This is a genomic window from Enterobacter cloacae complex sp. 277I4 (genome assembly GCF_050031465.1).
Taxonomy (GTDB): domain Bacteria; phylum Pseudomonadota; class Gammaproteobacteria; order Enterobacterales; family Enterobacteriaceae; genus Enterobacter; species Enterobacter cloacae.
On sequence record NZ_JBLGWC010000001.1, the window covers coordinates 4,866,683 to 4,888,378 of the forward strand.

Annotated in this window: 14 protein-coding genes, 2 tRNA genes and 3 rRNA genes; 5 read left to right on the forward strand and 14 right to left on the reverse strand. The window is 54.3% G+C overall.

Going from position 1 to position 21,696, the window contains the following annotated elements:
* Positions 1–11 precede the first annotated feature (11 nt).
* Entirely contained in the window at positions 12–200 is a 189-nt protein-coding gene (gene bcsR / locus ACQG19_RS23690; protein ID WP_013099220.1) for a cellulose biosynthesis protein BcsR, read from the reverse strand.
* A 173-nt stretch (positions 201–373) separates the two neighbouring features.
* Here bcsR and bcsE point away from each other — a divergent pair, with 173 nt between their 5' ends.
* Genes bcsE through bcsG form a run of 3 tightly spaced genes read left to right on the forward strand, consistent with a single transcriptional unit; the run spans position 374 to position 3,799 of the window.
* Positions 374–1,936: a cellulose biosynthesis c-di-GMP-binding protein BcsE gene (bcsE, locus tag ACQG19_RS23695; RefSeq protein WP_038983944.1), complete on the forward strand. Its 1,563-nt coding sequence runs from the start codon at positions 374–376 to the stop codon at positions 1,934–1,936.
* Positions 1,930–2,127: a cellulose biosynthesis protein BcsF gene (gene bcsF / locus ACQG19_RS23700; RefSeq protein WP_028027931.1), complete on the forward strand. Its 198-nt coding sequence runs from the start codon at positions 1,930–1,932 to the stop codon at positions 2,125–2,127. Before bcsE ends, bcsF begins: the two co-directional genes overlap by 7 nt.
* Positions 2,120–3,799 carry a cellulose biosynthesis protein BcsG gene (bcsG, locus tag ACQG19_RS23705; protein WP_013099223.1) on the forward strand — a complete coding sequence of 560 codons (1,680 nt, stop codon included), beginning with the start codon at positions 2,120–2,122 and terminating at the stop codon, positions 3,797–3,799. Before bcsF ends, bcsG begins: the two co-directional genes overlap by 8 nt.
* A 101-nt stretch (positions 3,800–3,900) precedes the next feature.
* On the opposite strand, the gene birA is transcribed toward bcsG, so the two are convergent.
* From birA to pepQ, 11 genes are all read right to left on the reverse strand, one after another.
* Positions 3,901–4,863, reverse strand: coding sequence for a bifunctional biotin--[acetyl-CoA-carboxylase] ligase/biotin operon repressor BirA (gene birA / locus ACQG19_RS23710; protein WP_013099224.1), 963 nt, complete (start codon positions 4,861–4,863; stop codon positions 3,901–3,903).
* Positions 4,860–5,888 (reverse strand): UDP-N-acetylmuramate dehydrogenase, encoded by a 1,029-nt coding sequence (gene murB, locus ACQG19_RS23715; protein WP_108453731.1) that lies wholly within the window; start codon positions 5,886–5,888, stop codon positions 4,860–4,862. Before murB ends, birA begins: the two co-directional genes overlap by 4 nt.
* 126 nt (positions 5,889–6,014) lie before the next feature.
* A 5S ribosomal RNA gene (gene rrf / locus ACQG19_RS23720) occupies positions 6,015–6,130 on the reverse strand.
* A 187-nt stretch (positions 6,131–6,317) separates the two neighbouring features.
* A 23S ribosomal RNA gene (locus tag ACQG19_RS23725) occupies positions 6,318–9,220 on the reverse strand.
* Between the two features lie 171 nt (positions 9,221–9,391).
* A tRNA-Ala gene (locus ACQG19_RS23730) sits at positions 9,392–9,467 on the reverse strand.
* Between the two features lie 107 nt (positions 9,468–9,574).
* Positions 9,575–9,651 (reverse strand) — tRNA-Ile (locus tag ACQG19_RS23735).
* A 69-nt stretch (positions 9,652–9,720) separates the two neighbouring features.
* Positions 9,721–11,260: ribosomal RNA gene (locus tag ACQG19_RS23740) — 16S ribosomal RNA — on the reverse strand.
* Together the 16S, 23S and 5S rRNA genes with 2 tRNA genes alongside form the textbook arrangement of a ribosomal RNA operon.
* A gap of 355 nt (positions 11,261–11,615) precedes the next feature.
* Positions 11,616–12,161 carry a menaquinone-dependent protoporphyrinogen IX dehydrogenase gene (hemG, locus tag ACQG19_RS23745; protein ID WP_013099226.1) on the reverse strand — a complete coding sequence of 182 codons (546 nt, stop codon included), beginning with the start codon at positions 12,159–12,161 and terminating at the stop codon, positions 11,616–11,618.
* Positions 12,162–12,171: 10 nt separating this feature from the next.
* Positions 12,172–13,623: a Trk system potassium transporter TrkH gene (gene trkH, locus ACQG19_RS23750; RefSeq protein ID WP_013099227.1), complete on the reverse strand. Its 1,452-nt coding sequence runs from the start codon at positions 13,621–13,623 to the stop codon at positions 12,172–12,174.
* A gap of 40 nt (positions 13,624–13,663) precedes the next feature.
* The gene (locus ACQG19_RS23755) at positions 13,664–14,278 is read right to left on the reverse strand and encodes an IMPACT family protein (RefSeq protein ID WP_013099228.1); all 615 of its coding nucleotides are present in this window, start codon (positions 14,276–14,278) and stop codon (positions 13,664–13,666) included.
* Positions 14,278–15,609, reverse strand: coding sequence for a Xaa-Pro dipeptidase (gene pepQ, locus ACQG19_RS23760; RefSeq protein ID WP_013099229.1), 1,332 nt, complete (start codon positions 15,607–15,609; stop codon positions 14,278–14,280). The genes ACQG19_RS23755 and pepQ overlap by 1 nt, the downstream gene beginning before the upstream one ends.
* 190 nt (positions 15,610–15,799) lie before the next feature.
* On the opposite strand from pepQ, the gene fadB reads away from it, so the two are divergent.
* Together fadB and fadA are read left to right on the forward strand one after the other, a co-directional pair.
* On the forward strand, positions 15,800–17,989 hold the full coding sequence (gene fadB, locus ACQG19_RS23765) for a fatty acid oxidation complex subunit alpha FadB (RefSeq protein WP_013099230.1): 2,190 nt from the start codon (positions 15,800–15,802) through the stop codon (positions 17,987–17,989).
* 9 nt (positions 17,990–17,998) lie between these two features.
* On the forward strand, positions 17,999–19,162 hold the full coding sequence (gene fadA / locus ACQG19_RS23770; RefSeq protein WP_020688730.1) for an acetyl-CoA C-acyltransferase FadA: 1,164 nt from the start codon (positions 17,999–18,001) through the stop codon (positions 19,160–19,162).
* 161 nt (positions 19,163–19,323) lie between these two features.
* On the opposite strand, the gene fre is transcribed toward fadA, so the two are convergent.
* Both fre and ubiD read right to left on the reverse strand, forming a co-directional pair.
* A complete protein-coding gene (gene fre / locus ACQG19_RS23775; RefSeq protein WP_013099232.1) occupies positions 19,324–20,025 on the reverse strand; it encodes an NAD(P)H-flavin reductase in 702 nt (233 codons plus the stop codon).
* Between the two features lie 30 nt (positions 20,026–20,055).
* Positions 20,056–21,558, reverse strand: a complete 1,503-nt coding sequence (gene ubiD / locus ACQG19_RS23780; RefSeq protein WP_246932789.1) for a 4-hydroxy-3-polyprenylbenzoate decarboxylase — start codon at positions 21,556–21,558, stop codon at positions 20,056–20,058.
* Positions 21,559–21,696: the final 138 nt, after the last annotated feature.

Below are 21,696 nucleotides of genomic sequence, written 5' to 3' on the forward strand. Positions count from 1 at the left end.
CAATGGCTCCCTTATTGTTGTTGGGTAAATTCAGCTAATAACGGCCAACGTTTAATAGCCGCAGCCAACTGTTCCCGCTGGGAAATATCGGTGTAATCTATTTCAGGTAAAGAAAAGGCCTGCGTCAGCGCCAGAAAATCGTTTTGGAATGTGTAACCCAAGGTCGAATCGACTGGGGTTCCGGGTTCGTTATTATCCATTTTTTTCCATCCCTTTGAGTATCATTTTACTCTCTGAAGTCGCGAGGCTTCCTGCCCTGTGAAATTTCATTTACATGCTAAATCTGATGCTCTTTAATTTCAATGTTAGGTTTATTTCTACGCTTTCGCTAGTAAACTGATATACAGATAAATTAGACGAAAAGAGGGACACCGTGGACTCCATATTTTCTATTGGCATCCAGTCATTATGGGACGAATTGCGCCACATGCCAGTCGGAGGAGTCTGGTGGGTTAATTCGGATCGTAATGAAGATGCTATCAGTCTGGTAAACCAGACAATTGCCGCGCAGGGTAAGGACTCCCGGGTCGCTGTCATTAGTATGGGCGAAGACCCGAAGCAAATTATTACGCTTGAGCGAGACCGCGGTCCACAGACTGTACGCTTGTTTTCCATGCCGTCGGAAGCAGATAGTCTATACTATTTGTCCCGCGACATTCAGTGTTCCATCAATCCAGACCGCTTTTTATTGATTCTTAAATGTTCACATAACGCCCTGCAAAATATCCCGACGGAGAAACTGCTGCAGTGGCTGGAAAAAATCAATAAATGGGCAAAATTTCAAAATTGCACGCTATTGATAATCAATCCCGGCAGTAATAACGACAAGCTGTTCTCACTTTTAATGGCGGAGTATCGCTCGCTATTCGGCCTGGCGAGTCTGCGCGACCAGGCGGGCAGCTATCTCTACGATATTGCATTCTGGTGTAATGAAAAAGGCGTGAGCGCCAGACAGCAGCTTACGCTTAAACATATTGACGGCGAGTGGCACCTTGCCCAGCAAGAAGAAACCGTGGTGCAACCGCGCAGCGATGAAAAACGGATCCTGAGCCATATTGCGGTACTGGAGGGGGCGCCCGCGCTGTCTGAAAACTGGTCCCTGTTTGAGTCCAATGAAGCGCTTTTTCATGAAGCCCGCACGACGCAGGCGGCAACCCTTGTTTTCTCGCTGATGCAGAACAATCAGATTGAAACGCTGGCACGACAAATTCATACCTTACGTCGTCAACGCGGCAGCGCGTTAAAAATTGTGGTACGCGAAAACAATACCAGCCTGCGTGCCACGGACGAGCGTCTGCTTTTGGGCTGTGGCGCAAACATGGTTATCCCGTGGAATGCCCCTCTGTCACGCTGCCTGACGCTTATCGAAAGTGTCCAGGGGCAGCAGTTCAACCGCCACGTACCGGAAGATATTTCCACGCTGCTTTCCATGACGCAGCCGATGAAACTGCGTGGTTATCAGAAATGGGATACCTTCTGCGATGCCGTTGGCAACATGATGAACAACACGCTGCTTCCTGCAGACGGGAAAGGGGTAATGGTTGCCCTGCGACCTGTACCGGGGATCCGCGTGGAACAGGCGCTCACCTTATGCCGCCCGAACCGTACCGGGGACATCATGACGATTGGCGACAACCGCCTGGTACTGTTTTTGTCTTTTTGTCGGGTGAACGATCTCGATACCGCACTGAACCATATCTTCCCGCTGCCTACCGGGGATATTTTCTCAAACCGTATGATTTGGTTCGAAGACAATCTGATCAGCGCTGAGCTGGTGCAGATGCGTGCCCTCGCGCCTGAAAACTGGGTGAAACCGCTACCTGTCACGAGCGATGTCAAACCGATCCTCAATGCACGGCATGACGGCCATGTCTGGCGTCGGGTTCCGGAACCCCTTCGCTTATTAACTGAGAATGGGGAGAACGCACCATCATGAATATCAGCGATATCATTCAACTGGTTGTATTCTGTGCGCTGATCTTTTTCCCGCTTGGTTATTATGCACGCCATTCACTGCGCCGTATTCGCGATACGGCCAGAATGGCGTTTGGCAAACCTCGCTATGTCAAACCAGCCGGAACACTGACACGGGCAACACACGTCAAGGCAGACCGAAAACATGACTAACTCAACTTATACCGCTTCGTCACCATCGCCTCTGTGGCAATACTGGCGCGGCCTTTCCGGCTGGAACTTCTACTTTCTGGTGAAGTTTGGTCTGCTGTGGGCTGGCTATCTGAACTTCCATCCTCTGCTGAACCTGGTGTTTATGGCCTTCCTGCTGATGCCGCTGCCCAATATCAGGCTGCATCGCTTGCGTCACTGGGTTGCCATCCCGCTGGGTTTTGCGCTGTTCTGGCATGATACCTGGCTGCCGGGGCCGGACAGCATCATGAGTCAGGGTTCGCAGGTCGCCGGGTTTAGCGCTAGCTATATCCTCGACCTGACCGAGCGCTTTATTAACTGGCAGATGATTGGCGCGGTCTTTGTGCTGCTGGTTGCCTGGCTGTTTCTGTCACAGTGGATCCGCGTCACGGTGTTTGTCGTTGCCATTATGATTTGGCTGAACGTTCTGACGCTGGCTGGGCCAAGTTTTTCCCTGTGGCCTGCCGGTCAACCGACCAGCACGGTGACCACCACCGGAGGAAGCGCGGCAGCAACCGTTGCCACGGCTGGCGACACGCCGGTGGTGGGCGATATTCCAGCGCAGACCGCACCGCCGACCTCAACCAACCTGAATGCCTGGCTTTCCAGCTTCTACACCGCGGAAGATAAGCGTCAGACTAAATTCCCGGATGCACTCCCGGCAGATGCTCAGCCGTTTGAACTGCTGGTAATTAACATCTGCTCCCTCTCCTGGGCTGACGTTGATGCGGCTGGTTTAATGTCGCACCCGCTGTGGTCGCATTTCGATATCCAGTTTAAAGACTTTAACTCTGCCACCTCGTACAGCGGCCCGGCGGCCATCCGCCTGCTGCGAGCAAGCTGCGGCCAGCCATCGCACAAGAATTTGTATCAGCCCGCTGGCAACCAGTGTTATCTGTTCGATAACCTGGCGAAACTGGGCTTTACGCAGCATCTGATGCTGGGGCATAACGGTCAGTTTGGTAACTTCCTGAAAGAGGTACGTGAAGAAGGGGGTATGCAGGCACCGCTGATGGATCAAACCGGGCTGCCGGTCACGCTGCTGGGCTTCGACGGCTCGCCAGTCTATGACGATACCGCCGTGCTACAGCGCTGGCTGCAGACCATTGAAAAAGACAGCAATCCGCGCAGCGCCACGTTCTATAACACCCTGCCCCTTCACGACGGTAACCATTTCCCGGGCGTGAGCAAAACGGCGGATTACAAAGTGCGTGCGCAGAAGTTCTTTGATGAGCTGGATGCGTTCTTCACTGAGCTGGAAAAATCTGGCCGTAAAGTGATGGTGGTTGTCGTTCCGGAGCACGGTGGGGCGCTGAAAGGCGACAGAATGCAGGTGTCCGGCCTGCGCGATATCCCCAGCCCGTCCATTACCAACGTGCCTGCCGGGATTAAATTCTTTGGTATGAAGGCACCGCATCAGGGCGCACCGATTGAGATCACTCAGCCAGTCAGCTATCTGGCCATCTCTGAGCTCGTGGCCCGCGCGGTCGATGGTAAGCTGTTTGTGGAAGATAGCGTGAACTGGGATCAGCTCACCAGCAATCTGCCGCAAACCGCGGAAGTGTCAGAGAATGCGAATGCGGTTGTCATTCAGTACCAGAACAAACCGTACGTTCGTCTGAACGGCGGAGACTGGGTACCTTATCCGCAGTAAGTTCTCCAGACCCTCTTCCCCTCGGGGAGAGGGAATGATTGTTCCGCGAGCCAGACGAGCATTTTCAGGCTCGCGGAATATCCTGTAGGGCGCATACTCATTTATTCAGCGCTGCGCAGGGAGATCTCACCGCCCACCCAGGGCTTGATGACGCCATCCTGCTCCAGGAGCAGGGCACCCTGTGCATCAATGCCGCGAGAGATACCGTAGATCTCCTTATCACCAATCAGCAGTTTCACCGGTCGGTTGATAAAGTTATCGAGTTTTTCCCAGCGAGACAGGAACGATGCCAGCCCTTCCTGTTCAAAGAGAGACAAGGAGGTACGCAGCTCTTTAATCATACGCACGGCAAGCGTGTTGCGATCGATGGTGATCCCCGCTTCCTGCAGGTTGGTCCACGCCTGATTCACCACATCGCTTTGCACATTTCGCATTACCATATTGAGACCGGCACCAATGACAATTTGCGCCGCATCGCCAGTTTTTCCCGTCAGTTCGACCAGGATGCCGGCAAGCTTACGATCGTTCAGGTAAAGGTCGTTTGGCCATTTTACCCGTACTTTATCCGCGCCAAGTTCATGCAGAACTTCCGCCATAACGATACCAATCACCAGACTCAGACCCACTGCGGCGGCAGGCCCCTGCTCAAGACGCCAGTACATGGAAAGATAGAGGTTTGCGCCAAACGGCGAGAACCACTTACGCCCGCGACGGCCGCGCCCGGCCTGCTGGTACTCTGCAACGCAGGCATCCCCTGATTCCAGCTCGCCTATCCGCTCCAGCAGGTACTGGTTTGTCGAATCGATGACCGGCAATACGGCCACGTTACCCTGCCCTATCTGGCTGCGGATGAGTTCTTCATTCAGGAGCTGAATAGGCTCCGGCAGGCTGTAGCCTTTTCCGGGCACGGTGAAGACATCAACCCCCCAGTCGCGGAGGGTCTGAATATGTTTATTAATGGCAGCACGGCTCATGCCCAGTTGCTCGCCTAATTGCTCGCCAGAATGAAACTCACCGTCGGCAAGGATGCCAATCAGGGTTAACGGGATGGTATTGTCCTTCACGCGATAGCCTCCACAGCATTCACTTCACCCGTACGACCAATGAAGCGGACTTCCGGCTCCAGCCAGACGTTAAATTTCTCACCCACTTGCTGACGCACATGGTGCGCCAGTTGCACTACGTCGTCGCTGGTCGCATCGTGTTGATTGATCAGCACCAGTGCCTGCTGACGGTGAACCGCTGCGCCGCCCACGGCAGTACCTTTTAACTGGCACTGATCGATAAGCCACCCTGCGGCCAGCTTCACGCTGCCATCCGCCTGCGGGTAATGCGGGGCAGTAGGCCATTTAGCCAGCAATACTTTCGCGTTTTCGCTGCTTATGACCGGGTTTTTGAAGAAACTGCCGGCATTTCCGTTTACTTTGGGATCGGGCAGTTTGGTCATGCGCATATGGCAAACCGAGTCAAACACATCGCGAGGGGTGACGGTTGCCGGATCGAGGCGCGTTAAATCACCATAGGTCAGCACCGGCTGCCAGGTTTTGGACAGACGCAGGCCCACAGCGACAATGACGTAGCGATCCTGATATTCATGTTTGAAGATGCTGTCACGGTAGCCAAAACGGCACTGCTCTGCCGTTAAACGCTGAGCCGTACCGGTCGCCAGCTCAATGCAGTCGACATAGTCGCACACGTGTTTGAGTTCGATGCCATACGCACCGATATTTTGAATGGGCGATGATCCCGCACAGCCCGGGATGAGAGCCAGGTTTTCCAGTCCCGGCATCCCTTTTTCGAGGGTATATTGCACCAGTTGATGCCAGTTTTCGCCGGCACCTACGCGCAAACGCCAGCTATCGGCGCACTCTTCGACCTCAATTCCCATGATGCGGTTAATAATGACCGTCCCGGCAAAATCATCGAGAAACAGGACATTGCTGCCTTCGCCCAGAATCAGTACGGGTTCGTTGTTTTCTGTCGCGCGTTGCCATGCATCCAGCAGTTGCTGGGCCGTATCGGCGCGTACAATGTGATTAGCATTCCGTTGAATACCAAAGGTATTCCAGGGCTTAAGGGAGTGGTTCATAGGCGCTATCCTGATGCAAAAACGCAGGTAGTTTACCGTATAAGCAGTACGTTGTGGGGGATTAGTTTGTGCAACGCAGAAACGCAAAAAGGCCATCCTTTCGGATGGCCTCTTCACTTGTTTGATGCCTGGCAGTTCCCTACTCTCACATGGGGAGACCCCACACTACCATCGGCGCTACGGCGTTTCACTTCTGAGTTCGGCATGGGGTCAGGTGGGACCACCGCGCTAAAGCCGCCAGGCAAATTCCTGTGCTCTGTCCTGTGTCTTTTGGGCTGATACTGCGTTGGCTGCTCTCGTAAAGTCAGTCACATACCTCAGTATGCTCCTTCCTTTCCTTCGCTTGCCGCCTTGTCTCAGCGCAAAATCCTTCGGACTCTGAATCAAAGCTGAAATTCTGTCTCTTCGCCAAAACACCTTCGGCGTTGTAAGGTTAAGCCTCACGGTTCATTAGTATCGGTTAGCTCAACGCATCGCTGCGCTTACACACCCGACCTATCAACGTCGTCGTCTTCAACGTTCCTTCAGGAGACTTTAAGTCTCAGGGAGAACTCATCTCGGGGCAAGTTTCGTGCTTAGATGCTTTCAGCACTTATCTCTTCCGCATTTAGCTACCGGGCAGTGCCATTGGCATGACAACCCGAACACCAGTGATGCGTCCACTCCGGTCCTCTCGTACTAGGAGCAGCCCCCCTCAATTCTCCAGCGCCCACGGCAGATAGGGACCGAACTGTCTCACGACGTTCTAAACCCAGCTCGCGTACCACTTTAAATGGCGAACAGCCATACCCTTGGGACCTACTTCAGCCCCAGGATGTGATGAGCCGACATCGAGGTGCCAAACACCGCCGTCGATATGAACTCTTGGGCGGTATCAGCCTGTTATCCCCGGAGTACCTTTTATCCGTTGAGCGATGGCCCTTCCATTCAGAACCACCGGATCACTATGACCTGCTTTCGCACCTGCTCGAGCCGTCACTCTCGCAGTCAAGCTAGCTTATGCCATTGCACTAACCTCCTGATGTCCGACCAGGATTAGCTAACCTTCGTGCTCCTCCGTTACTCTTTGGGAGGAGACCGCCCCAGTCAAACTACCCACCAGACACTGTCCGCAACCCGGGTAACGGGTCTACGTTAGAACACCAGCCATTAAAGGGTGGTATTTCAAGGATGGCTCCACGCAGACTGGCGTCCACGCTTCAAAGCCTCCCACCTATCCTACACATCAAGGACCAGTGTTCAGTGTCAAGCTATAGTAAAGGTTCACGGGGTCTTTCCGTCTTGCCGCGGGTACACTGCATCTTCACAGCGAGTTCAATTTCACTGAGTCTCGGGTGGAGACAGCCTGGCCATCATTACGCCATTCGTGCAGGTCGGAACTTACCCGACAAGGAATTTCGCTACCTTAGGACCGTTATAGTTACGGCCGCCGTTTACCGGGGCTTCGATCAAGAGCTTCGCGTTACCGCTAACCCCATCAATTAACCTTCCGGCACCGGGCAGGCGTCACACCGTATACGTCCACTTTCGTGTTTGCACAGTGCTGTGTTTTTAATAAACAGTTGCAGCCAGCTGGTATCTTCGACTGATTTCAGCTCCACCCGCAGGGGCTTCACCTACATATCAGCGTGCCTTCTCCCGAAGTTACGGCACCATTTTGCCTAGTTCCTTCACCCGAGTTCTCTCAAGCGCCTTGGTATTCTCTACCTGACCACCTGTGTCGGTTTGGGGTACGATTTCGTGTTACCTGATGCTTAGAGGCTTTTCCTGGAAGCAGGGCATTTGTTACTTCAGCACCGTAGTGCCTCGTCATCACACCTCAGCGTTAAAAGGTACCGGATTTACCTGGAACCTCCGCCTACATGCTTAAACCGGGACAACCGTCGCCCGGCTAACATAGCCTTCTCCGTCCCCCCTTCGCAGTAACACCAAGTACAGGAATATTAACCTGTTTCCCATCGACTACGCCTTTCGGCCTCGCCTTAGGGGTCGACTCACCCTGCCCCGATTAACGTTGGACAGGAACCCTTGGTCTTCCGGCGAGCGGGCTTTTCACCCGCTTTATCGTTACTTATGTCAGCATTCGCACTTCTGATACCTCCAGCAGCCCTCACAGGCCACCTTCAACGGCTTACAGAACGCTCCCCTACCCAACAACACAGAGTGTCGCTGCCGCAGCTTCGGTGCATGGTTTAGCCCCGTTACATCTTCCGCGCAGGCCGACTCGACCAGTGAGCTATTACGCTTTCTTTAAATGATGGCTGCTTCTAAGCCAACATCCTGGCTGTCTGGGCCTTCCCACATCGTTTCCCACTTAACCATGACTTTGGGACCTTAGCTGGCGGTCTGGGTTGTTTCCCTCTTCACGACGGACGTTAGCACCCGCCGTGTGTCTCCCGTGATAACATTCTTCGGTATTCGTAGTTTGCATCGGGTTGGTAAGCCGGGATGGCCCCCTAGCCGAAACAGTGCTCTACCCCCGAAGATGAGTTCACGAGGCGCTACCTAAATAGCTTTCGGGGAGAACCAGCTATCTCCCGGTTTGATTGGCCTTTCACCCCCAGCCACAGGTCATCCGCTAATTTTTCAACATTAGTCGGTTCGGTCCTCCAGTTAGTGTTACCCAACCTTCAACCTGCCCATGGCTAGATCACCGGGTTTCGGGTCTATACCCTGCAACTTAACGCCCAGTTAAGACTCGGTTTCCCTTCGGCTCCCCTATACGGTTAACCTTGCTACAGAATATAAGTCGCTGACCCATTATACAAAAGGTACGCAGTCACACCCGAAGGTGCTCCCACTGCTTGTACGTACACGGTTTCAGGTTCTTTTTCACTCCCCTCGCCGGGGTTCTTTTCGCCTTTCCCTCACGGTACTGGTTCACTATCGGTCAGTCAGGAGTATTTAGCCTTGGAGGATGGTCCCCCCATATTCAGACAGGATACCACGTGTCCCGCCCTACTCTTCGAGTTCACAGCCTGTGTGTTTTCGTGTACGGGACTTTCACCCTGTACCGTGCGACTTTCCAGACGCTTCCACTAACACACAAGCTGATTCAGACTCTGGGCTGCTCCCCGTTCGCTCGCCGCTACTGGGGGAATCTCGGTTGATTTCTTTTCCTCGGGGTACTTAGATGTTTCAGTTCCCCCGGTTCGCCTCGTTAACCTATGTATTCAGTTAACGATAGTGTGACGAATCACACTGGGTTTCCCCATTCGGACATCGCCGGGTCAAGGGTTCATATCACCTCGCCGGCGCTTTTCGCAGATTAGCACGTCCTTCATCGCCTCTGACTGCCAGGGCATCCACCGTGTACGCTTAGTCGCTTAACCTCACAACCCGAAGATGTTTCACTTCTGATTGCGAAAATTTGAGAGACTCGAACACACCATTAAAGATGTGTCGTTTCAATTTTCAGCTTGATCCAGATTTTTAAAGAGCAAAACTTCGCAGTGCACCTTTTCAGGTTCACTCTGAAGTTTTCTTGTGTTCGCAGTAAAAGATGGTGGAGCTATGCGGGATCGAACCGCAGACCTCCTGCGTGCAAAGCAGGCGCTCTCCCAGCTGAGCTATAGCCCCATCGTTTGCAAACCTCTGTACCGGTAATTTTTCCTGAGACAAGGCGTGGTAACGCGACGCATACATCAGTATGTGAGCGTTGCCGCAACGCAGTATCAGGGAAAATTTGGTAGGCCTGAGTGGACTTGAACCACCGACCTCACCCTTATCAGGGGTGCGCTCTAACCACCTGAGCTACAAGCCTGTAGAGGTTTTTACTGCTGTTTTTCATCAGACAATCTGTGTGAGCACTGCAAAGGCAGGTTCTTTAAGGTAAGGAGGTGATCCAACCGCAGGTTCCCCTACGGTTACCTTGTTACGACTTCACCCCAGTCATGAATCACAAAGTGGTAAGCGCCCTCCCGAAGGTTAAGCTACCTACTTCTTTTGCAACCCACTCCCATGGTGTGACGGGCGGTGTGTACAAGGCCCGGGAACGTATTCACCGTAGCATTCTGATCTACGATTACTAGCGATTCCGACTTCATGGAGTCGAGTTGCAGACTCCAATCCGGACTACGACGCACTTTATGAGGTCCGCTTGCTCTCGCGAGGTCGCTTCTCTTTGTATGCGCCATTGTAGCACGTGTGTAGCCCTGGTCGTAAGGGCCATGATGACTTGACGTCATCCCCACCTTCCTCCAGTTTATCACTGGCAGTCTCCTTTGAGTTCCCGGCCTAACCGCTGGCAACAAAGGATAAGGGTTGCGCTCGTTGCGGGACTTAACCCAACATTTCACAACACGAGCTGACGACAGCCATGCAGCACCTGTCTCACAGTTCCCGAAGGCACCAATCCATCTCTGGAAAGTTCTGTGGATGTCAAGACCAGGTAAGGTTCTTCGCGTTGCATCGAATTAAACCACATGCTCCACCGCTTGTGCGGGCCCCCGTCAATTCATTTGAGTTTTAACCTTGCGGCCGTACTCCCCAGGCGGTCGATTTAACGCGTTAGCTCCGGAAGCCACGCCTCAAGGGCACAACCTCCAAATCGACATCGTTTACGGCGTGGACTACCAGGGTATCTAATCCTGTTTGCTCCCCACGCTTTCGCACCTGAGCGTCAGTCTTTGTCCAGGGGGCCGCCTTCGCCACCGGTATTCCTCCAGATCTCTACGCATTTCACCGCTACACCTGGAATTCTACCCCCCTCTACAAGACTCCAGCCTGCCAGTTTCGAATGCAGTTCCCAGGTTGAGCCCGGGGATTTCACATCCGACTTGACAGACCGCCTGCGTGCGCTTTACGCCCAGTAATTCCGATTAACGCTTGCACCCTCCGTATTACCGCGGCTGCTGGCACGGAGTTAGCCGGTGCTTCTTCTGCGGGTAACGTCAATTGCTGTGGTTATTAACCACAACACCTTCCTCCCCGCTGAAAGTACTTTACAACCCGAAGGCCTTCTTCATACACGCGGCATGGCTGCATCAGGCTTGCGCCCATTGTGCAATATTCCCCACTGCTGCCTCCCGTAGGAGTCTGGACCGTGTCTCAGTTCCAGTGTGGCTGGTCATCCTCTCAGACCAGCTAGGGATCGTCGCCTAGGTGAGCCGTTACCCCACCTACTAGCTAATCCCATCTGGGCACATCTGATGGCAAGAGGCCCGAAGGTCCCCCTCTTTGGTCTTGCGACGTTATGCGGTATTAGCTACCGTTTCCAGTAGTTATCCCCCTCCATCAGGCAGTTTCCCAGACATTACTCACCCGTCCGCCACTCGTCACCCGAGAGCAAGCTCTCTGTGCTACCGTTCGACTTGCATGTGTTAGGCCTGCCGCCAGCGTTCAATCTGAGCCATGATCAAACTCTTCAATTTAAAAGTTTGATGCTCAATGAATTAAACTTCGTAATGAATTACGTGTTCACTCGTTGAGACTTGGTATTCATTTTTCGTCTTGCGACGTTAAGAATCCATGTCACTTTGAGTGCCCACACAGATTGTCTGATAAATTGTTAAAGAGCAGTGCCGCTTCGTTTTCGCTGCGGCGCGGGGTGTGCATATTACGCTTTCCCGCTTCAGAGTCAAGCGTTTAATTTGCTTTTCTCTGCTGACCCGGCGGCGTGTGTGCCGTTGTTCCGTGTCAGTGGAGGCGCATTATAGGGAGTTATTCTGAAGTGACAAGCACAAAATACAAAAAACTTTTCGTTCGCTCACTTTTCAAACTCCACGCTTAGATACGCCGCGATTCGGGTGATAAATGCGCGATTTCCCGGGCAAAACTGCTCACCTGCGTCCAGTCGGTATAAACCACTTCTTTACGCGTATCGGTTTCACCGCCGGTCATTTTCATAATCAGCCGAATCATAAAGCGGTCATACCAGCGATAGCGGGGATAACGCAGCGCCCCTGCAAAGACGGCACACAGGTCTGGCTGCCACGGCGAATTCAGCAAAAACTTGCGCGTGTAGCTGTTGGTCTGCGGTGTACGCTTTTCAGGTTTGCGGGCCACCAGATTGACCGAGTAGAACGCCCCGGGCAGCTTATTGAGCGCTGCCGTATGCTTTTTCACAAAGCGATCCAGCGCAGGATGGAAATGCCCGTAACGGATAGACGCCCCAATCACTACGCGGTCGTAATCCTGCCAGGCGATTTGCTCCGTACGGTTCAGGTTCACCACATCAGAGTAAATGCCCAGCTCTTGTAGTTCAGAAGCCAGATAAGAGGCAATCTCGCGCGTTTGCCCGTCTCGCGTAGAGAATAGAATAAGTGTTTTCACCGACGACTCCTTACTCGCGCCAGAATGTTGGGGTGAACAGCACCAGCAGCGTAAAGACCTCAAGTCGCCCAAACAGCATATTGGCGATTAGGATCCATTTCGCGACCGGGTTCATACTGGCAAAGTTATCCGCCACGACCCCCAGGCCAGGTCCGAGGTTATTAAGTGTTGCCACAACGGACGCAAAGGCAGAGAAATCATCCACCCCCGTCGCGATGATTGCCAGCATACTGACGATAAAGACCAGGGCATACGCCGAGAAGAATCCCCACACCGCTTCGAGAATACGTTCCGGCAGGGCACGGTTGCCCAGCTTGATGCTATAGACTGCATTCGGGTGAACCAGGCGTTTTAATTCACGGTTCCCCTGCTTGAAGAGCAGCAGAATACGAATCACCTTCAGGCCACCGCCCGTCGACCCTGCGCAACCACCAATAAATGCCGAGCACAGCAGCAGCACAGGCAGGAACAGCGGCCAGCGCGCAATGCTGTCCGTGGTAAAACCTGCGGTTGTCGCCATCGACACCACCTGGAAGAACGCCTGGTTTAGCGTGGTCAATGCCGAGTTATAGACATCATGGAACCAGAGCACCAGCGTACAGATGACCACCAGCGTGAGCTGGACGCCAATAAACATACGGAACTCCGGGTCGCGCCAGTACACCTTCAGGCTACGTCCGCTGAGTAATGAGAAGTGTAGACCGTAGTTACAGCCGGAGATCAGCAGGAAAATAGCAATAATGGTGTTGATCGTTGGACTATCAAAGTAGCCCACACTGGCATCGTGGGTAGAGAATCCGCCGATGGCGATTGTCGCGAAGCTGTGCCCGATGGCATCGAACGCGGGCATACCGGCAAACCACAGCGCCAGCGCACAGGCAACAGTCAGTAAAACATAAATCAGCCACAGGGTCTTCGCCGTCTCGGCAATACGCGGGCGCATCTTGTTATCTTTCAGTGGCCCTGGCATTTCTGCCCTGTATAGCTGCATGCCCCCGACGCCCAGGATAGGAAGGATGGCCACCGCCAGAACAATGATCCCCATACCACCGAACCATTGCAGCATCTGGCGATAAAAGAGAATGGCGTGGGGTAACGAATCCAGCCCAACCAGCGTAGTCGCGCCGGTAGTCGTTAAGCCGGAGAAGGATTCAAAAAAGGCATCCGTGATGCTCAGATTGGGCTGTTCAGAGAAGATAAAGGGCAGCGAACCGACGCTTCCCAGCACCGTCCAGAACAGCACCACAATCAGAAACCCTTCACGTGATTTCAGCTCACCTTTCTGACGACGGTTTGGCCACCACAGCAGCGAGCCAATCGCCAGCGCAACAAAGAAGGTCTGGGTAAATGCCCGCCCCGCGCCGTCCCGGTAGATAAGCGCCACCAGTCCTGGGAGAATCATTGTCCCGGAAAAAAGTATGACCAGCAGTCCAACGATTCGGGTTATGGCACGAAAATGCATCTCTGCCGCTTCCTTTGGTATTCAAAAAGTGAGGTGGGGATTATTCTTCAATCGGCAGCAATTGCAACGAACCGCGACTAAAATCCGCCAGTTTTGCCGAAAAAGCAGCCTGTTCAGCCTGAGGAAGCGCCACGCGCAATTGCACCATTGCCTGGTAATCACTGTGTGCAATCACACCGTTAAACTGTTTAAGCAGCGCTTCGACACCCGATAGCTGGGCGTAGTCGCACAACAAAGTATATTCGGTGAGTGGCGTTTTGCGGGTGGTGACCAACATATTAAGCGCCTGCTGTACGCCCCCGCCATACGCTTTCACCAGCCCACCGGTACCTAATAAAATGCCGCCGTAGTAGCGAACAACCACGGCGGTGATTTCACCCACGCCACTGCCCATGAGCTGGGAAAGCATAGGTTTACCGGCAGTACCCGCCGGTTCACCGTCATCAGAAAAACCCAGCTGCTGCGAATCGTCTGGCGGCCCGGCGACCCACGCCACGCAGTGGTGACGGGCGTCGGGATGCGCAGCGCGGACAGACTCAACAAACGCCTTTGCCGCCTCTACGCCATCGGTATGTGCCAGCAGCGTAATAAAGCGGCTTTTCTTGATTTCTTCAACAAAGGTGACCGGCTCAGCCGGTATCAGCCAGCTTTCCATCAGGCCAGCTTCAGGTCTCGCGTCATATTCTCGATACCGTTCTCATGAATCACGACGTTATCTTCGATACGAATACCGCCAAACGGCTTCAGCGCGTCAATTTTTTCCCAGTTGAAGTGCTTGCTGAACTGACCTTCGCGCCATGGCGCTAACAGCGATTCGATAAAGTAGATACCCGGCTCGATGGTCAGCACCATGCGCGGCTCAAGGATACGCGTGCAGCGCAGGTAAGGATATTTAGACGGCGCGGCGAGGTGCGTGCCGGTATCATCCTGCATAAAGCCCGCAACATCATGAACCTGCAGACCCAGCGGGTGGCCGATACCGTGCGGCATAAAGGGTCCGGTCAGATCGTTTTCGACCATCGCCTCTTCGCTCATGTCTTTCACGATCTGGTGTTTACGCAGCAGTTTAGCAATGCGCTGATGGAACTGGATATGGTAATCCACATAGCTGGTTCCGGCTTTCATGGTGCTGATAAGCGCCAGTTGCTCATCGTTAACGTCTTTAATCAGATGCGCAAAATCGGTATCCGCATTGGCCGCCCAGGTACGGGTCAGGTCAGCCGCGTAGCCGTTGTACTCTGCGCCTGCGTCCAGCAGGAAGCTGCGCATCTCAGACGGCACATGGTGATCCAGTTTGGTGTAATGCAGCACAGAGGCATGCTCATTCAGAGCGACGATGTTGCTGTAAGGCACATCGGTGTCACGGTGACCGGTCGCGGTGAGGTACGCCTGATTGATATCGAACTCGCTCATACCGGACTGGAAGGCTTCATGCGCTGCACGGTGACCATTCACCGCCGTTTTTTGCGCTTCACGCATGCAGTAAAGTTCGTAGTCGGTTTTATACGCGCGGTAATAGTGCAGGAAATCCAGCACCCCTTTCGGGTTGAGTTTGTCTGCCGGGATATCCAGACCCAGCGCACGCTCCGGGACCGGGCCAATGTAGGCAATATTGCCACGCGCGGCAGGCAACTGGCTGCCAATACCGTCGGCTTTTGGTAAAGCCATGACGTCCACTTCTTCTGTCCAGAAGCTGGTCGGCAGCGGCTCAACGTTGTGCCAGTAATCCACAGGCAGATAGAACCACAGTTTCGGCTTGTTCACGCCATCCACCAGCAACCAGCAATTTGGCACCTGTGTTACCGGCACCCAGGCTTTAAACTGCGGGTTAACCTTAAACGGATACGCATGGTCATCCAGGAAGGTATTCATCAGCTCGCCGGAGTGGATTAACAGCGCATCCAGCTTAAAGCGGGCAAGTACATCACGGGTACGTTCCTGTAGGGTAACGATATGATTTTTATAAAGCGAAGCCAGTGAGTCCATCATTCTTCCTTTCGTTTTTTTGACCTCAAGTCCTCGCATCTTAGCACACCTGTCTCCGGCTGCGTGATTTCCACCGACCGTGATCAATGCAGCAATTTCTTAATGAGTAATTTGCATTTTATTAACATAAATCCCACACTCCGACTCATCTGGTATGACCAGATCCACTTGCTGGATTCAGGAGACTGACATGCTCTACAAAGGCGACACCCTGTACCTCAACTGGCTGGAAGATGGCATTGCCGAACTGGTGTTCGATGCCCCCGGCTCAGTCAACAAGCTTGATACCGCGACGGTGGCCAGTCTTGGCCAGGCGCTGGATGTACTTGAAAAACAAACTGATTTAAAGGGGCTGCTGCTGCGCTCGAACAAAGCGGCCTTTATTGTTGGTGCCGATATCACCGAATTTCTTTCACTGTTCCTGGTGCCTGAAGAACAGCTGAGCCAGTGGCTGCACTTTGCCAACAGCGTCTTTAATCGTCTGGAAGATCTGCCTGTCCCGACCCTTTCCGCCGTTAACGGCTACGCGCTGGGCGGCGGCTGTGAATGCGTGCTGGCCACCGACTACCGCCTCGCCACGCCGGATCTGCGCATCGGCCTGCCGGAAACCAAACTGGGCATTATGCCGGGCTTTGGCGGCTCCGTACGTATGCCGCGCATGCTGGGTGCCGACAGCGCGCTGGAAATTATTGCCGCAGGTAAAGATGTTGGCGCAGAGCAGGCGCAAAAAATCGGCCTGGTTGATGGCGTCGTGAAGCCAGAAAAACTGATTGAAGGCTCCCTCGCCATTCTGCGTCAGGCCATTAACGGCGATCTCGACTGGAAGGCCAAACGCCAGCCGAAACTGGAGCCGTTAAAGCTCAGCAAGATTGAAGCAGCCATGAGTTTCACCATCGCCAAGGGCATGGTGATGCAGACAGCGGGTAAACACTACCCGGCGCCGATCACGGCGGTGAAAACTATCGAAGCCGCAGCCCGCTTTGGCCGTGACGAAGCCCTGAAACTCGAAAACCAGAGCTTTGTCCCGCTGGCACATACCAATGAAGCCCGCGCGCTGGTGGGTATCTTCCTCAACGATCAGTTCGTGAAAGGCAAAGCAAAACAGCTGACGAAAAACGTTGAGACGCCAAAACATGCGGCGGTACTTGGCGCTGGCATTATGGGCGGCGGCATCGCTTACCAGTCCGCCTGGAAGGGCGTGCCGGTGGTGATGAAAGACATCAGCGAGAAATCCCTGACGCTGGGGATGACCGAAGCGGCCAAGCTGCTCAATAAACAGCTGGAACGCGGCAAAATTGACGGTCTGAAACTCTCAGGCGTGATCTCTACTATCCAGCCCGTACTGGAATACACCGGTTTTGACCGCGTCGATGTGGTGGTTGAGGCCGTGGTAGAGAACCCGAAAGTGAAGAAAGCGGTGCTGGCCGAAACGGAAGAGAAAGTGCGTCCGGAGACCGTACTGGCCTCTAACACCTCGACGATTCCGATTAGCGAGCTGGCAAGCGTCCTGAAGCGCCCGGAAAACTTCTGCGGAATGCATTTCTTCAACCCGGTGCATCGCATGCCACTGGTCGAAGTGATCCGCGGCGAAAAAACCTCTGACGACACTATCGCAAAAGTGGTGGCGTGGGCCAGTAAGATGGGCAAAACCCCGATTGTGGTCAACGACTGCCCGGGCTTCTTCGTCAACCGCGTACTGTTCCCTTACTTCGCTGGTTTCAGCCAGCTGCTGCGCGACGGCGCGGACTTCCGCAAAGTCGACAAAGTGATGGAAAAACAGTTCGGCTGGCCGATGGGGCCGGCGTATCTGCTGGATGTGGTTGGCATTGATACCGCGCATCACGCGCAAGCGGTTATGGCGGCAGGCTTCCCACAGCGCATGCAGAAAGATTATCGCGATGCGATTGACGCCCTGTTTGACGCCAACCGCTTTGGGCAGAAAAACGGTCTGGGCTTCTGGCGCTATAAAGAAGACAGCAAAGGCAAACCGAAGAAAGAAGAAGATCCGGCGGTGGATAGCCTGCTGGCCGGGGTTAGCCAGCCAAAACGTGACTTCACGGACGATGAAATCATCGCCCGGATGATGATTCCGATGATCAACGAAGTGGTGCGTTGCCTGGAAGAAGGCATTATCGCCAGTCCGGCAGAAGCCGATATGGCGCTGGTCTATGGCCTGGGCTTCCCTCCGTTCCACGGCGGCGCGTTCCGCTGGCTGGATACGCTCGGCAGCGCCCGCTATCTCGATATGGTGCAGCAGTATCAGCACCTCGGCCCGCTGTATGACGTGCCGGAAGGGCTGCGTAATAAAGCGCGCCATAACGAATCCTATTACCCAGCAGTTGAGCCAGCCCGTCCGGTTGGCGAGCTGAAAACGGCTTAAGGAGTCACAATGGAAAAGGTTGTCATTGTTGATGCGATTCGCACCCCGATGGGCCGTTCAAAAGGCGGCGCATTCCGTAACGTGCGTGCAGAGGATCTCTCAGCGCACCTGATGCGTAGCCTGCTGGCGCGTAATCCGGCGCTGGACCCGGCTGCGCTCGACGATATCTACTGGGGCTGTGTGCAACAGACGCTTGAGCAGGGCTTCAACATCGCCCGCAATGCTTCGCTGCTGGCGGAGATCCCACATTCGGTGCCGGCAGTTACCGTCAACCGTCTGTGCGGCTCCTCAATGCAGGCACTGCATGATGCGGCGCGTATGATCATGACCGGTGACGCGCAGGCCTGCCTGGTCGGCGGCGTGGAGCACATGGGCCATGTGCCAATGAGCCACGGGGTCGATTTCCACCCGGGCATGAGCCGTAACGTGGCGAAAGCCGCAGGAATGATGGGCCTGACCGCTGAAATGCTGTCCCGCCTGCACGGAATTAGCCGTGAAATGCAGGATACCTTCGCCGCGCGTTCTCATGCTCGTGCATGGGCCGCCACGCAATCCGGCGCGTTTAAGAATGAGATCATCCCGACCGGCGGCCATGATGCAGATGGCGTTCTGAAGCAGTTCAGCTACGACGAAGTGATCCGCCCGGAAACCACCGTTGAAGCGCTATCCACCCTGCGCCCGGCGTTTGACCCGGTCACCGGTACGGTCACGGCAGGTACCTCGTCGGCGCTGTCTGACGGAGCGGCCGCGATGCTGGTAATGAGCGAAAGCCGCGCCCGCGAGCTGGGGTTAACGCCTCGCGCCCGGGTGCGCTCAATGGCGGTGGTAGGCTGCGATCCTTCTATCATGGGTTACGGCCCGGTTCCGGCCTCGAAGCTGGCGCTGAAGAAAGCGGGATTGACCACCAGTGATATCGACGTGTTCGAAATGAACGAAGCCTTCGCCGCGCAGATCCTGCCGTGCATTAAAGATCTGGGGCTGATGGAGCAGATCGACGAGAAAATTAACCTCAACGGCGGCGCGATCGCCCTCGGTCACCCGCTGGGCTGCTCCGGGGCGCGTATCAGCACAACGCTGATTAACCTGATGGAACGCAAAGACGCGCAGTTTGGTCTGGCAACGATGTGTATTGGCCTGGGTCAGGGTATCGCGACGGTGTTTGAGAGAGTGTAAGGCTATAACGTAGGCCCGATAAGCATCGCGCCATCGGGCTTTTGCCGGGAGGCGCTGCGCTTTCCCGGCCTACGAGAGGTACCTCGCCGCAAGTGACGCCATTTGCGAAGAGAGACAGTTTAGTTGCCGTTCTTCCCGCCTGTCAGGGGCGGGTTTTTTATTTAGATAAACGCAAAAGCATCGCCAAACAGACGATCTTCACGCGCATCACGTTCGTTACAGAACAGGTCACGGGCAATTTTCGCCATCTCAAAGCGGCCAGCGATATAGATATCGTGCCCTGCCAGCGTGCCATGATCCTGCAGTACCGCCGTCAACACTGTGCCGCTACGCCCACGCCAGCCCTCTTCCGGCTGCTCAACCACCGGTTCAACACGCAGGTTGGGATGGTTAACGCTCAGCGCTTCAAGCTCAGAGAGATCGTAGAGATGTTTCTCTTCGCGGCCACCCCAGTAGATAGTGATATCACGGTTCGGGTTACGCGCCAGGGCCGTCAACAGAATAGAGCGCACGTAGGAGAAGCCTGTACCACCTGCAATCAGGATCAGCGGACGGTCTTCATCGTCACGCAGCCATGCATCACCGTGGGGAATATCCACCACGATCTCGCGCTCTTTAAGAATGCGGTCCATGACGGCCATTGCATACAGGTTAAGCTCTGACGCACCAATATGAAGCTCAATAAATTCCTGCTCCGCTGGCGTTGAGGCCATAGAGAAAGGACGCTTATCACGTTCATCCATCACGACCATCAGGTACTGACCAGCACGGAAAGAGAATGCCGCTTCAGGCACTAAACGGACGCGATATACGGTGTCGGTGATAGCATCTACCGAGGTCACTTTACAGCTTAAGGTTGTCATTCGCTCTCTCTGTCGGGAAGTCTATAGGGCTTAACGGTCAGCCTGCGGTTTACCGTTATTCATTATGGCCAGTTCGTCCCAGATCGCGTCAATTCGCGCGGTCACAGCAGGATCTTTCTTGATCGGGCGACCCCATTCACGGTCGGTTTCGCCAGGCCATTTATTTGTGGCATCCAGTCCCATTTTTGAGCCAAGACCGGAGACCGGCGAGGCAAAATCCAGATAATCTATCGGCGTGTTTTCCACTAACACCGTATCGCGCGCCGGATCCATTCGCGTGGTAATGGCCCAGATAACATCATTCCAGTCGCGGGCGTTAACGTCATCATCGCAGACAATCACAAATTTGGTATACATAAACTGGCGCAGGAAAGACCATACGCCCATCATCACGCGTTTAGCGTGACCAGGATACTGCTTCTTCATTGTGACCACCGCCAGGCGATACGAGCATCCTTCCGGCGGCAGATAGAAATCAACAATTTCCGGGAACTGCTTTTGCAGGATCGGCACAAACACCTCATTCAGCGCCACGCCCAGTACTGCAGGTTCATCCGGTGGACGTCCGGTATAGGTGGAGTGATAAATCGCATCTTCACGCTGGGTAATGTGCGTGACGGTAAACACCGGGAAGTTATCCACTTCGTTATAATAGCCCGTGTGGTCACCGTACGGGCCTTCGGGTGCCAGCTCGCCCTGTTCAATGTAACCTTCCAGGACAATCTCTGCACTCGCGGGCACTTCGAGGTCGTTAGAGATACACTTCACGACTTCCGTTTTGGTGCCACGCAGCAGTCCTGCAAAGGCATATTCAGAGAGTGTATCCGGCACTGGCGTTACCGCGCCCAGAATGGTGGCGGGGTCGGCCCCTAACGCAACTGAGACCGGAAAACGCTCGCCCGGGTGTGCAGCGCACCACTCCTGGAAATCCAGCGCGCCGCCGCGATGCGACAGCCAGCGCATGATGAGCTTATTCTTGCCAATCAGCTGCTGGCGGTAAATACCCAGATTTTGACGCTCTTTATGCGGCCCGCGTGTGACGGTGAGCCCCCACGTAATGAGTGGCGCGGCATCTTCAGGCCAGCACTGCATGATCGGGATGTTGGTCAGATCTACCGCATCCCCTTCCAGCACTTTCTGCTGGCACGGCGCGCCACGCAGACGTTTGGTTGGCATGTTCAACACCTGCTTAAACTGCGGCAGCTTATCGAACAGATCGCGGAAGCCTTTCGGTGGCTCCGGCTCTTTCAGAAACGCCAGCAGTTTACCCACTTCACGTAACGCCGTGACGTCCTCCTGGCCCATGCCCAACGCCACACGGCGAGGAGTTCCAAACAGGTTGCACAGCACCGGCATTGAATAACCCTTCGGTTTTTCAAACAGAAGCGCCGGGCCACCGGCACGCAGGGTGCGGTCAGCGATTTCTGTCATTTCCAGATAAGGATCGACAGGAAGCGTAATGCGTTTGAGTTCGCCCTGCTTTTCCAGCAGCGTCAGGAAGTCGCGGAGATCGTGGTATTTCATGCAGTTAATCATGGCCTCTCTGTAAGCGCTTCATTATACGGCGTAAGCCTGCGTGATGCTGTAATTTTGTTAAATTAGCGTGAACTTCTGCATCCTGTTCCCTTTTCGGCCATTATAATCAACTTAGCGATCCCGCCAGGGTTTTGA

Coding starts and splice junctions, on each gene's coding strand:
- fadB (WP_013099230.1), top strand. CDS start 15,800: ATGCTCTACAAAGGCGACACCCTGTACCTCAACTGGCTGGAAGATGGC.
- murB (WP_108453731.1), bottom strand. CDS start 5,888: ATGAACCACTCCCTTAAGCCCTGGAATACCTTTGGTATTCAACGGAAT.
- bcsG (WP_013099223.1), top strand. CDS start 2,120: ATGACTAACTCAACTTATACCGCTTCGTCACCATCGCCTCTGTGGCAA.
- ACQG19_RS23755 (WP_013099228.1), bottom strand. CDS start 14,278: ATGGAAAGCTGGCTGATACCGGCTGAGCCGGTCACCTTTGTTGAAGAA.
- fadA (WP_020688730.1), top strand. CDS start 17,999: ATGGAAAAGGTTGTCATTGTTGATGCGATTCGCACCCCGATGGGCCGT.
- trkH (WP_013099227.1), bottom strand. CDS start 13,623: ATGCATTTTCGTGCCATAACCCGAATCGTTGGACTGCTGGTCATACTT.
- pepQ (WP_013099229.1), bottom strand. CDS start 15,609: ATGGACTCACTGGCTTCGCTTTATAAAAATCATATCGTTACCCTACAG.
- bcsR (WP_013099220.1), bottom strand. CDS start 200: ATGGATAATAACGAACCCGGAACCCCAGTCGATTCGACCTTGGGTTAC.
- fre (WP_013099232.1), bottom strand. CDS start 20,025: ATGACAACCTTAAGCTGTAAAGTGACCTCGGTAGATGCTATCACCGAC.